The 13,296-nt window shown below is 53.8% G+C and carries 9 protein-coding genes; 6 read left to right on the forward strand and 3 right to left on the reverse strand.

What is annotated here, in order from left to right; translation table 11 throughout:
- Positions 1 to 530: 530 nt before the first annotated feature.
- A complete protein-coding gene (locus tag KTE_RS36750; protein ID WP_201390586.1) occupies positions 531 to 2,282 on the forward strand; it encodes an ABC transporter substrate-binding protein in 1,752 nt (583 codons plus the stop codon).
- Positions 2,283 to 2,386: 104 nt separating this feature from the next.
- On the opposite strand, the gene KTE_RS36755 is transcribed toward KTE_RS36750, so the two are convergent.
- The 3 genes from KTE_RS36755 to KTE_RS36765 all read right to left on the reverse strand — a co-directional run bounded on the left by KTE_RS36755 (position 2,387) and on the right by KTE_RS36765 (position 7,666).
- A complete protein-coding gene (locus KTE_RS36755) occupies positions 2,387 to 4,366 on the reverse strand; it encodes a S9 family peptidase (protein WP_201390588.1) in 1,980 nt (659 codons plus the stop codon).
- 10 nt (positions 4,367 to 4,376) lie between these two features.
- Positions 4,377 to 5,669, reverse strand: coding sequence for an aminopeptidase P N-terminal domain-containing protein (locus KTE_RS36760; RefSeq protein WP_201390590.1), 1,293 nt, complete (start codon positions 5,667 to 5,669; stop codon positions 4,377 to 4,379).
- A 200-nt stretch (positions 5,670 to 5,869) separates the two neighbouring features.
- Positions 5,870 to 7,666 carry a beta-L-arabinofuranosidase domain-containing protein gene (locus KTE_RS36765; protein WP_201390592.1) on the reverse strand — a complete coding sequence of 599 codons (1,797 nt, stop codon included), beginning with the start codon at positions 7,664 to 7,666 and terminating at the stop codon, positions 5,870 to 5,872.
- A 107-nt stretch (positions 7,667 to 7,773) separates the two neighbouring features.
- Between KTE_RS36765 and KTE_RS36770 the strand changes: the two genes are divergently transcribed.
- The 5 genes from KTE_RS36770 to KTE_RS36790 all read left to right on the forward strand — a co-directional run bounded on the left by KTE_RS36770 (position 7,774) and on the right by KTE_RS36790 (position 13,268).
- Complete coding sequence (locus KTE_RS36770; protein ID WP_201390594.1) at positions 7,774 to 8,568, forward strand: AraC family transcriptional regulator; 795 nt, start codon at positions 7,774 to 7,776, stop codon at positions 8,566 to 8,568.
- A gap of 207 nt (positions 8,569 to 8,775) precedes the next feature.
- Entirely contained in the window at positions 8,776 to 9,792 is a 1,017-nt protein-coding gene (locus KTE_RS36775; RefSeq protein WP_201374741.1) for a LacI family DNA-binding transcriptional regulator, read from the forward strand.
- Between the two features lie 254 nt (positions 9,793 to 10,046).
- Positions 10,047 to 11,354 (forward strand): ABC transporter substrate-binding protein, encoded by a 1,308-nt coding sequence (locus KTE_RS36780; protein WP_201390596.1) that lies wholly within the window; start codon positions 10,047 to 10,049, stop codon positions 11,352 to 11,354.
- Between the two features lie 94 nt (positions 11,355 to 11,448).
- Complete coding sequence (locus KTE_RS36785) at positions 11,449 to 12,396, forward strand: carbohydrate ABC transporter permease (protein ID WP_201390598.1); 948 nt, start codon at positions 11,449 to 11,451, stop codon at positions 12,394 to 12,396.
- A gap of 23 nt (positions 12,397 to 12,419) precedes the next feature.
- A complete protein-coding gene (locus KTE_RS36790; RefSeq protein WP_201374738.1) occupies positions 12,420 to 13,268 on the forward strand; it encodes a carbohydrate ABC transporter permease in 849 nt (282 codons plus the stop codon).
- Positions 13,269 to 13,296: the final 28 nt, after the last annotated feature.

Here is a 13,296-nt window from a genome sequence, read left to right on the forward strand (position 1 = left end):
TCGGTGTTTAGGCTCAGCAAGAGATTGCTCCAGAAGCCAAGAAAGCCTTTCACTCCCGCTTGTTGATGAGGTTTTCCACCGAAAGTGAGCAAGACCCTTAAAACCTGTTTACTCTTCGTGCTTTTTACCAATATTCCCGCACCAATCAACGCGAATGTAGCAACATAGGGCTATGCAGAAATCAGCATTATTAGCAACTCGTTTTCACAAGGCATTCATGCTTTTGAAACGATAAAATAGGGCTACAAGCGGTGTATCAGATCCAGACCTATTAGATGAGCTTAGTGAGATTATGGGCGATATCGCCCTGACCGTCTCCAGTGTTATGTGTGGCATTGTGGATCTGGGATCGTTTCTAGAAACCTCAGAGATGGTTGTAAAGGAGGGCCACTTAAAGGGTAATTTGCAGTGCTTTCCATGTTTTTTGACATGTTTGGATTGCTTTCTCAGATCGTAAGCACAAGTATTCGCATGGGCAACCTTATGACATGTCATCCTCTCTATAGCACAAAGAACAGGAGAATATATTTATGCGATCTGGCACGAAATTTGTGAAGGGTATTCTTCCAACGTTTTTCTGTCTGCTCACGCTCCTGCTCGTAGGCTGTGGTAGCGCGCAGCAAGGGACTATATCAACGACCAAGGCCGACGATAGTAAGCAAGTCTTCATCTGGCCTAGCAGTGGTAGTGATCTCAAGACGATTGACCCCGCGCTCTCGACTGATGGAGGCTCTATTGCCGCTATCGATCTGGTGTTCACTGGTCTGCTCCAGCTCGATAATAAGTTGCAGATACACGATCAGCTCGCGGCCTCACACTCCGTTTCGTCTGATGGCCTCACCTGGACTTTTAAGTTGCGCCCCAACCTCAAGTTTAGCGATGGCACTCCTTTGACCTCTGCCGATGTCGCGTATAGCATTGATCGCGCCCTCCAGCCCAGGGTAAAGTCTGCCGTGGCTCTGACCTATATGGGGCTGATTAAAGGCGCGCCAGAACTGGCTGCGGGCAAAGTGAAGACCATCATTGGTGATGGTATCCTCACGCCTGATCCTGATACGGTGGTAATTATTACGACCAAAAAGGCATCTTATTTCCTGGAAGAACTGACATATTCGTGCTCGTATGTGATTGAAAAGAGCATGATTGAGAAGTATGGCGACCTGAACTTTGTAGACCATCTCAGCCAAGGTATTGGCGGGGCCGGCCCGTTTATGGTTTCCAAGTACGAGCATGGAAAGGCTATCGAGTTTGTCCCTAATCCGCACTACTATGGTCCCAAGCCGCAGTTGAAGAAGATCGTCATTCCCTTTTATAAGCAGGCGGATACGATCTATAAGGCCTATCAGACTGGGCAGGTCGACCAGAGTAATGTTCCCTCTGCGCATATAGATGCCGCGAAAGCCTTGCCCGAGAGGCAATTCCATTCCATTCCCCAGTTGTGGATTACGTATTATGGGATGAACTATCTCGTCAAACCGTTTGACAACATTAAGATTCGCCAGGCGTTTGCTTTAGCTATCAACAAAGAAACGCTGGCGCATAATACGTATAAAGACAAGGTTATCGCGACAAATCATATTGTCCCACAGGGGATGCCGGGCTTCGATGCGGACCTTACGGGGCCAGCTGGCGTCAAGAGTCCCGCCGGTGACCCGAAACTCGCGAAACAGTTGCTTGAGGAGGGCATGAAGCAAGAGGGCTATACCGCCTCGACGTTCCCATCGGTGACTTTCACGGTCGCGACCAATGGTAGCTCCGATACACGCAATGAGCTCCAGGCCGTCCAGCAGATGTGGCAGAGTGTGCTGGGTATTTCGGTGAAGCTCAATGATATTGACTACGGAAAGTTGCTAAGCGATGTTCCGGCAGCGCTAAATAACCCCAATGGTGTACAGATGTTTGCCCTGGGCTGGGTTGCCGACTATCCTGATCCGCAGGACTGGCTGACACTGCAGTTCGATAAGGGGTCACCCAACAACGTAGTTAACTACGGACAGAATCATTCCGCTAACGCATCTCAGCAGCAAGAGACGCAGAAGTTAATGGAGCAGGCTGATAGCACTCAGGATCAAGTGCAGCGGATGAAACTGTACAATCAGGCGGAGCAGCAGCTTGTCAACGATGTCGTATGGCTGCCGACTGTCCAGGTAGGAAGTGTGATTGTGCGTAAACCATGTGTGGTTGGTATTGCGGATAACGCGCAGAGCATGATTCCACCCGACGATTGGACGAACATCTATATCTCGACAGCGACCCCATGCGCCGATACAAGGCAGTATTAAACGGTCGCTGTTAGAGATGAGCATAAACAAGGATGCCAACTCGCTGTTTTTAGCTTCGAGTCGGCATCCTTGTTTGCCTGGTTAGAGGCTTTGTTGTTGGAGCACTAAGACTGTTTGAGCAAGTGTTGTTTGAACCAGGCAAGCACACGTTGCTGGTAGTCGCGCTGGTGTTTCAATTCGCCCAGGCCATGCCCTTCACGTGGGTAGACCGCCAGCACGGCGTCAACGCCGTTCTCTTGCAGTGCGCGATAGAAGCCGTAAGCCTGGCTGACGGGTACACAGAGATCCTTCTCGCCGTGAACGACCATTGTTGGTGTGGTTACGCGGCGGGCGTAGGTGATTGGCGAGCGCTCGCGATAGGCTTCGGGATGAGTGAGCGGATCGATAGGATGGCCGTTTTGCCCGAGGAAGCGCATATCCCAGCCCTGCTCGTTAGACTGAGCATGATAGCTATGGAAGTCGCTGATGCCAGCTCCCATGATCGCGGCTTTGAAACGGTTGGTCTGGGTGACGGCCCAGGCAGAGAGGAAGCCGCCATAGCTCCAGCCCATAATACCAACGCGCTCTCCATCAACCAGGTTGCGCTCGACGAGATAATCGACGCCGCGCAGAGCATCCTGAAAATCCTTTCCACCCATATCACCCAGTACAGCGTCAGCGAAGGCGACTCCATGACCCATACTGCCGCGCACATTTGGACGCAGAACGGCAAAGCCAGCCGCCGCCAGGTATTGCGAATGGTAGTCGCCGTCGTCCAGCCACGCCCCTGAGGGACCGCCGTGGACATGTAAGATCAGGGGTGGGGGAGTGCTGCCTTCATGGTGGAGCGGCCATGTCACGAGAGCGTCAATGTGCCAGCCATCAACGCTCTCATAGCGAATGCGCTCAGTCTTCGCCAGCGTCAGCGTCTCTTCCTGCTGCGGGTTCATACGCGTGAGGCGCTTCCAGGTAAGATCCCTCACGCTAGCGTCTTCATAGTGTAGTTCGCCAAACCAGACATCGTAGGGATGCTTCTCGCTGTGCGTAGCGACGACATAGCGCCGGTCTGCCGTCATTGACAGGTGGGGCCAGTGACGGTCTCCCAGAGCGAAATTGCTGCTCAGGGGAGTCATCTTGCCAGTTGTGCTATCAAGCAAGCCTATCTGACAGGAGAGGCCTTCGAAGCCCGCGCAGATCAAGTGTCGCCCGTCAGGGAGCCAGCTACACCAGGTGGGACTCCAATCAAGTTCCGGTGTGAGATTGCGTGTCTGGCCATTCGTGAGCGAGATGGCATAGATGTCGCCGCCGTTGCGGTCGGGATCACTCCAGTTGCCCGATACATATGCGATCGTATTGCCGTCAAGCGACCAGGCGAGGGAGCATGCCTGGCGATCAAGCTGGCTGAGCTGGCGAACTGCTCCGCCGCTAGCCGCGACGATACCGACCTGCCCCCAGTACCAATCAGAGTATTCGGGGCCAGTGGCGAAATAGACCGCGAACTGGCTGCTATCAGGTGACCAGGCATATTGCCAGATAGAGACGCCATTGGGTGTGATAGACTCGGGAGTGCCATACGCAGGCCGCACCGTCCAGAGGCGGCGATAACGCTCCTCGCCAGGGCGCAATATGATAGGATCATCGCCTGGCTTGGGACCATCATGCGAGAGGAAGGCGATGCGGCTACCATCAGGCGACCAGTTGGCCTCACTGATGCCGTTAGGCATGGCGCAAATGGTCCGGCTTTCTCCACCTTGTGCGGGGACAATGCGGAGCAGGGCCTCGTCCTCATGCCCACTTTTAGAGATGAAGGCAAGCTGCTGGCTGTCAGGTGACCAGGAGGGGGCAGAATCATCGAGCACCCCTGTGCTTAGGGGATAGGGGTCGCCACCTGCTGTGTTTACACACCAGACACGTCCCCGCTGTCTGGGCTGATCTGGCACCCATTCGCGAACCACAAACGCGGCGCGCTTTCCATCAGGCGCAATAACCGCGCTGATGACGTTGCGTATACTAAAGAGCGTATCCAGGACCACAGGCATGTGCGGATGAGTTGTGTGAAAGGGGGCCGACTCCTGTTGAGAGACCGTAGAATGTAACTCGTTCATAGGAAACCCTCTATTTGTTTGCGATAATGGCTTCGATTTCTGCGAACGTCTTGGGTGCGTCGCTGGTGAGGTTCTCGTAGCCCTGCTCTGTTACAAGGATATCGTCCTCGATGCGAATACCGATGTTCCAGAACTCGGGGTTCACGTCTTTGGTGCCTTCGGGGATATAGATCCCCGGCTCAATGGTAAAGACCATGCCAGGTTCGAGCTTTGGATCTTCGTCCCATTGTCCCAGGCGCTTGTATGGGCCGAGATCATGAACATCAAGCCCCATCCAGTGGCTGGTGAAGTAGCCATAGAAAGGCTGATAGGCTTTATCCGCGATAAGCTGCTTCACATCGCCTTTGAGAATGCCATGCTCCACCATCCCTGTTGTCAGGACCTCGACAGTATGGTCATGGATATCGGTAAGCGTAATACCTGGCTTGACCATCGCTGTTGCGGTCTCAAGGGCTTTGAGTACCAACCCGTAAAGCGTGCGTTGGGCAGGTGTGAAGCGTCCGTTGATGGGATAGGTGCGAGTGATGTCGGAGCTATAGTACTGATATTCGCAGGCCGAGTCAATAAGAACCAGTTCACCATCTTGCATCTGACGGTTGTTCTTATCGTAATGCATAATGGTCGCGTTGGCACCGGAGCCAACAATAGGCGCGTAGCCGTTGCGAGGCGAACCGTGCTGTTGGTAGACATATGACAGAATCGCCTGGACCTCGTACTCGTACATACCCGGTTTGAGGGCTTTGAGCACCTCGCTATACGCTTTGGCGCTAATGCGAGAGGCTTCACGAATCAGCTCGATTTCTTCCGGCGATTTGCGTACGCGCATTTCACTCAGAATAAATAGGGGATCGGCGATCTGACGTGGGATGAAGACGCGGCGGTGGCGCGCGAGCAGTTCTAGCAATTGATCATCGAAGGATTGGGCCTTGCCGCTGCTATAGTAGAGGGTTTGACAGCCTTTGAGATATTCAGGTAGTTTCTCCGCGAACTGCTCAAGTGGGTAAGCAATATCAGCGCCATACTGGCTCATCGCGCCCTCTGGACCGGCGCGCCGTCCCGTCCAGGATTCAGCGAAGGGGTCGCGTGGCGCGACGAAGAGGATAAAGTGATGCTCTGGATGCTCCGGGGCCAGGACGCAGATCGCTTCTGGTTCCTCGAAGCCCGTCAAATAGTAGAAGTTGTTGTCCTGGCGATAGGTAAATTCCAGGGAATCGCCACTGCGCCGAAATTGTGGGCAGCTACGGAGGATTGCCACGCCCCCGCCCATGCGATCCATAAATGCTTTTCGTCGTGCTTCAAACATACGATGGAGTCCCTCTCTAGCAAAAAATAGTCTGAATCAGTCTCTGCCTATAGTATCCTATTTAGAATGAGTACTACATTATATGATGCACAGCCAGGCGGAAGCTTGTACAATTGAGTTATGGTTTATGCTGATTTATGCATAATGGCGCAGCCTTAAAGGAGATGCAGAAGCAAGACCCTCCTGCATCTCCTTTAAAACTATTCAGTAACAGGGAAGTAGACAGTATAACGCTCGTCGCGAATGTCGCACAGAGGGAGGAAGCGTGTGGTGTGCGGCTGGTTGCGCGTCTCATAGCTATCAGGCTGCCAGGCGGCATACTGGCGTTCATGATAAGGAGCCAGGAGCGTTTCGGGCTGATCTTTACTTCCATAGAGCATAGACGCGTCATCGCATAGTCCGGCTAAAACTATGGGACCATCCATAAAGGCCATCATGTCAGATGCACCTGGCAGGGGGACGATTTGCAAGGCTTTCGGGAGCAGGATGGTAAGCTTATCGTTATGCCAGGTTCGGCGAATGCGATAGTAGCTGGATGGAGTGTGAGGAACCCGTTGGCGCTCGCCATTGATCGTGATCGTTGGTTCGTCCGCGAGCCACCAGGGCAAGCGCAGCGTAAGTGTATACTCTGTGGGCTGCTCGCAGTTGACGCTAAGCGTATACTCGGGATGTGATGTCTGGCGCGGCTGCTCACGCGAAGCCTTCAGCGCGTAGACGTCGTGGGCCTTGCTCTCCAGAGTTACGCTAACTTCGGATCCATCGTGATGCCATTGCACGTGGGAAGGGATGTACTGGCTGACAACCAGCCCTTCATCATTCGTGAAATAGATGTCGCGCGTATGGCTTGCCTGTGCCTGCACAAGGGTTCCGTGACAGCACCAGAAATCATTCGTCGGAGTTCCCCATACTTTGGTTCCTCCCGTCTCCAGAGGCAGGTAGTACGCGATCATGCCTGTCTGCGCGTTCTGCTGCGCGAGGATACCATTATAGAAATTGCGCTCGTAGTAGTCCGCGTAGACGACATCGCCGGTCCAGCGGAAGAGATAGTTCGCCAGGCGCATCAAGTTATAGACAGTACAGTGTTCCTGGTTTTCGGGTCCGAGTTGCCCGCCAAGTTGATGCGGTGGACACCACATCTCATCGCTTGTCTGACCACCAGTGCAGAAATAGCCGCGATCCGTAACCGCGAGGCGCCAGTATGCTTCAACAATGTCGCGCCAGCGCTGTTCGCCGGTTACCTCCCAGGCACGCGCTGCGCCATGCACTTCGGGGATAGTGGTATTCGCGTGCATATATGTCAGCACATCTTCCCCAGCAAGCAGGCGATCAAAGAGGCGGCGGCGATCATAGCGCCGTATGAGATCCAGGTGTTCCTGTTTGTTGGTGACACCGTAGAGGTTTGCCCATACTTCAAGCATGCCGCCGGTTTCGACGTCGAGAATATCGTCCATCTGCTCGCGTGAGAACTGCCCTGTCCAGCGATGAAACCAGTTTGCCCAGTGGATGAGGATGTCAAGTGCTTGCTCATTCTGAGCAATTTCGTACATATCGTACAGGCCCATCAAGGTCTTGTGCAGAGTATACTGAGGTGCCCAGACACGCTTGCCACGCGCGATCCAGTCGAGATACTTTTCTGGAATAGAGCCGATCCACTCGCCTCCCATTTCTTGCTGACAACGCGCCAACTCGGCCACGATAAAGTCAGCCTTCCCTTTGATCTCTGTATCGCCCGTCGATGCGAACAGGCGTGCCGCAGCCGAGAGCCAGTGTCCGAGGAAATGCCCGCGCAATTGGCTGGTTGGCGATTCCCATCCCCCGTGGCAATCTGTTGGTTGCTGGGGCGGGTTCCAGAGTCCAGCTTCACCATAATGGTTCTGCAACAGATGAGAACTCTTGAGGCTGAGCATATAGGCGCGATTAAGCTCTGCCCTTTTCTTGAGTGATCCTGGCTGAAGCGTGACTGCGTTCCAGGGGAGCGAATGGTGAGTTTCAAACATTGAAGGACCTCCTCTATAGTTCCGTGTCTGGTATATACATGATAGGATAAAGGACGTAGGCACGAGGCGCAATGTAGATTCTCAACGCAAAGGTGGAAAATTTCAACATGTCCGGCTCGATTTATCAATTAGATGGGCAACCAGAAGTTCTGAGTATGGGTTTTGTGCAGGAGGAAACACTGCACGCTGACCGTGTGCTGGATTTCTGGGTGCTTGGTATGCTCACAAGAGGTGCGACGAGTTTACAGGTGGGTGGGGACCGAGTGAACGTATGCGCGAATAGCTATTATCTTCTGCCGCCATATGTGCGGCATTATGGGATACAGAGCGGGACAAGCTTCGATGTAATCTATTTCCACTTTCTAACGAGAGAGGGAGGCTACGCGTCTCAAACGTTGAGCTTGCCTGTCTTGGGACGCATACCACCCGATATCTCATATCTTAACCTGTATCGCTTTCTCAAGCGCGCTGTGGACTTTGCCGTGTTGTCCCCCGCGCAGATAAACGTGCAGGTTGCCGCGATCCTCGCACAACTGAGCGCCATGCAGGATTACACAGGGAGTGAACAGGATAGGCCGAAGCGACTGGCCTATCGCGTCATGGATTACCTCAGAGAGCATATCGAGCAGGATGTGAATAGTGAATTGATCGCGGAGGAGTTAGGATATAGTTATGGACACCTGGATCGTGTCTTCCGGCAGCACTTTGGCAGGAGCATTCATCAGAAGCTACAACACCTGCGCATCGACATCGCGGCGGAATTACTGGTGATGGGTAAACCAATCAAGGAAGTAGGAGCGCAAGTCGGTTTTCATGATTATCACTATTTCCTGAAAGTCTTTAAAAAGATCCGAGGTGTCTCACCAGGCGAACTGCAACGTCGCCCGTCTGCCAGATGGTAAGCTCTGGAGCGTGTTTCGCCTCTGAAGAAACTCTCGTGTACACTGCCACTCTTGACAGGGGTGGCATTTTTAGCGCAATATGCAGGTGAATAACAGAGCTATACATTGATGGCAAATATGTCTTGCCACATCGTATGCTCACGTAGGAGGGAGAGGCTTTGCTCTGGCCTGATTGTCGAAAAAGTTGTGAATAAGTCATCGAACAATATGAAAAACTCGCCCAAGATGTCGGATATCGCCAAGCGCGCGGGCGTTACCTTAAGCACCGTCTCGTATACGCTGAGTGGGAAGAGACCCATTTCCGATGCGGTGAAGCAAAAGGTCTACCAGGCGATGGAAGAGTTGGGGTATCAGCCGAACTCGCTGGCGCGCGCGCTGGTGACCAAGCGTACGCGTATCATCGCCTTGCTCTATCCCGCCTGGAGCTCCAAGTTAGGTCCCCAATCCGAGTTTATTACCAGTATCGCGGCCTCGGCTACCGATCACGGATATGCTCTCCTGCTGTGGACGTCCCCCCTGACCGATGATGAGAAGGTAATGGACATGACCCACCAGGGCTTTATCGATGGAGCGATTCTCATGGAAGTTGCCCTGCATGATCCACGTGTTGAGTTGCTCCAGAAGCAGCATGTGCCCTTCGTGATGATTGGCCGCTACGCGGAAAATGCCGATATGAGTTTTGTGGACCTGGATTTTGATTATGCGTTGGAGACAAGCGTTCGTTACCTGGTAGAGGAGGGGCATCGGCATATCGTGCTCATTAACCAGTCGGCAGAGCTTTTGGAGCGGGGCATTGGCTATGTCGTGCGCTCCAGGGACGCTTTTTATCGCGAGATGCAGAAGCATGGGTTACAGGGCATAGATTGCTGCTGCGAGGCAAATGATCAGGCGGGGTATGAGGCAACAACGAACCTGCTGAATGACCATCCAGCCATCAGTGCTTTCATTCTCATGACGCCCTGGCCGAGCGGTGGTATTATCCGCGCTCTTACTGACAAGGGCTTGCGCATTCCTGAAGATGTTTCCTTAGTCGCGATTTTCTCACCGCACCTGGCGCAGATGACGATGCCCGCCCTTACTTCGGTCGATTTCCCTTTTGAGGAGATGGGACGACTAGGAGCGCAAATTCTGGTGGATAAGTTGAATGGGATCGAGACCGCTGCGAGACAAGTCTTGCTGACTCCGCCTCTCACCATACGTTCTAGTTCAGGCCCTCATCGCTAAGACATCAATATTGACAGATATCACTCTTGACAGTTCCTGTTCTTGAACTTATACTTTCTCTATCGAAGCGCTTCGATAAAAGGGACAAAGCTGATTCCAGATCGAGAGGGAAACATGACTGGAGATCCCTGTGGAGCGGGAACGCATCTCCATTCACTGGAGAGTATGTTCGTGTTGTTCCACAGGGGAGGGGGCAGAAGGTGGGCTTTTACTCTCGTGTCGGGTGTGATGGTCAATCCAAAGGAGGATATACAATGAATCCACAGCCGTTTAAAGTGGCGGGTCAAGCATATATAACATCCCAAAAGCGCACCTCTAAGCGCTTTTTCAGCCTGATCTCAATGAGTTGCCTCATATTTCTCGCTCTGGGACTACTGTTGAGCGCCTGTGGTGGGTCCGCTCAAAGCTCTAACGGGAAGATTGAGCTTACCGAGATGGACTACCTGGGAACAGAGCCAGCAAACACTGAAATCAATAAACTCATCAAGCAATACGAGCAGGAGCACCCGGACGTGACGATCAAACGAACCGCGGTGCCGATTGGCTCATTCACCACCAAAGTATCCCAGCAGGTCGCGTCGCATACACTACCGGACATCCTGGTTATGGATAATCCGAACCTGCCGACGTTCGCATCAACCGGGGCGCTCACACAGCTCGACTCCTATCTGACGGGCGATCTCGCCTCCTCCAAATTCTACGGAGGCTCGCTCTCCACGATGCAGTACCAGGGCAAGACCTATGCTGTGTCAACGGGGAACAACGATCTCGCGCTCTACTACAACAAGAAGATGTTCAATGACGCCGGTCTCAAGCCTCCCACGACCTGGGCTGAGCTGCAGGCTGACGCGAAGGCGTTGACCAAGGGCAATACCTACGGCTTCGCTCTCTCGGCACCTGCTACCGAAGAAGGTTCCTGGCAGTTTGAGCCGTACCTGTGGTCGAATGGTGGTGATCTCGACAAGGTCGATGGCCCTGCAGGCGTCGGAGCATTGCAGTTCCTTACGGATATGCTGAAAGACGGCTCCCTCTCCAAGGCCTCGCTGAACTGGGGCCAGGCCGATGTCCTGACACAGTTTGAAGAGGGGCACGCGGCTATGATGGAGAATGGCCCCTGGGACCTGAGCCTGTTGAAGCAAGCCAAGGTGGATTACGGCGTTGTTGCTCTGCCAGCCCCGTCCGCTGGGAAAAAGACAGTCTCCCCGCTGGGCGGAGAGATCTGGACCATTCCGCAGACCGACGACACGCATCAGAAAGCTGCCTGGGATTTCCTGAACTGGCTGGAGCAGCCAAAGCAGATCACGGACTACGACCAGGTACAGGGCTACATTCCCCCTTTGAAGGCTGCTGCCCAGGATCTTCTGAAGCAGAATACCGAGTTGCAGGTCTTCGCCGATGAGTTGAACAACGCCCAGGCTCGCACCGCCAAAGTCGGCGAGAAGTATCCCAACATCTCGCAGCAGATCTGGACTGCCGAGCAATCCGCTCTCTCTGGCAGCCTCTCTCCACAGTCTGCGCTGACCCAGGCGCAACAGAAGATCGACGCGATTGTAAAGGGCTAATGTGGGAACTCTCCTCTCGCTTGGCTGGCCCACGCTTTCTAACGTGGGCCAGTGAGGCGGAGAGTTCTGGTGTGTGTATTCAGGGAGGCTTATCGTGGCTACGCATATTCAGGAGCAGCAATCGGTGGTCAGAGGGAATGTGCCGAAATCGATAGCGCGCAGAAGCAGTCGTTCGCGCCTGGTTCGCTTCTCATTCCTGGTGCCAGTGATTATCTACTTGCTCATCTTCTTTGGTTATCCGCTCTATTATAGTATCAGTGTGAGCCTGGAGAAATACACCCTTCAGACTGAATACACGGGCAACGCGCCCTTCATTGGCCTGAGTAACTATATCGCCGTGCTTCAGGACGCGACGACCGGCGGTGCGGCGCTTCACACGCTCATCTTCACGGTGGGGTCGATCGTGCCTCAGTTTGTGATCGGCCTGGCGCTGGCGGTGTTTTTCACCAAAAAGTTCCCGCTGAGCCGTTTTCTGCGCTCGTTGATGCTCCTGCCCTGGCTGTTGCCTCTGGTCGTGTCGGGAACGGTCTGGCGCTGGCTCTTTGATCAGACGAACGGCATTATTGACCAGACGTTGGCGGGCCTGCATCTCATCCCCGCGCACTTTGGCTGGCTGACCACTCCTGGATACGCCCTGGCAACAATTATCGTGACCAACATCTGGATTGGCATCCCCTTTAATATGGTGCTGCTATACAGTGGCCTGCAAGGCATTCCGGGCGAGCTCTACGAGGCGGCGTCAATTGACAGTGCGACCCAGTGGCAGCGTTTCTGGTATGTTACCCTTCCGTTGCTTAGACCGGTGATCGGCGTTGTCTTGATGCTTGGCCTCATCTACACGCTGAAAGTATTCGACATTGTGTATGTAATGACCGGTGGCGGCCCGGCGAACACGACGCAGATTTTCGCGACCTGGTCGTATAACCTCTCCTTCGCGCAGCAGCTCTTCGGGCAGGGATCGGCGTTAGGGAATGTTATTCTAGTCATTTCACTGGTAGTGGCGCTGTTCTATGTACGCGCCAACCGTCAGCAGGATGCCTGAGCATAGACAAAGGAGATTTCGCAATGCAGGCTCAATCTGTCAAGCGCAAAAGGAGCGTTTCGCTGCGCCCGCTTCTCTTCCTCATCCTGGGGCTGATCATTACCGTGATAATGCTCTTTCCCGTGTATTGGATGATTGTCAATTCGCTGGAAACAAACCAGGATATCTTCAAGATACCCGTCTCGCTGATCCCGACCCAGATCACGTTTGAAGCGTATACGGCGACGTTCGCCGATCAGTTCCCGCACCTGCTTACCAGCCTGATTGTCGCGCTGGGGGCGGTGGTGATCTCGCTCGCCATCGCGATTCCCGCTGCCTATGCCCTGGCGCATTTCCGCCTGCGCTTCTCGAACGTGTTGATTTTCGCGCTCTTGCTGGCGCAGATGATCCCGGCGGTCACCCTGGCGACGCCGATGTTTCTGATCTTTAACAAGCTGAACTTGTTGAATAGCTACCTGGGCTTGATTCTGGCAGATAGCACGTATGCTGTCCCCTTTGATGTAATTATTCTGGCCGCGTATATGCAATCGCTTCCCTATGAACTGGTCGAGGCGGCGTTTATCGATGGCACGGGTGAGTGGGGCGCGTTCCTCAGAATCATACTGCCGCTCGCGTTGCCGGGTATTGTGACGGCGGGGCTCTTCGCCTTCCTCTTCGCGTGGGGCGACTTCCTCTACGGCCTCACTATTATGACGGTGAATGATATTCAGCCCATTTCCCTGAGCATCTATGGCTACCTGGGGCAGTTTAACTCCCAGTGGAATAACCTGATGGCGGTCGCGACCCTCGGAGCGATACCAGCCGCGATCCTGCTGATTGTCTTCCAGCGCTATATCACGTCCGGCCTCTCGTCTGGTGCGTTGAAGGGCTAGGAACTGGTGAGTGGGGATGTCTCAGAAC

It is taken from the genome of Ktedonobacter sp. SOSP1-85 (assembly GCF_016587415.1).
Classification (GTDB): domain Bacteria; phylum Chloroflexota; class Ktedonobacteria; order Ktedonobacterales; family Ktedonobacteraceae; genus Ktedonobacter.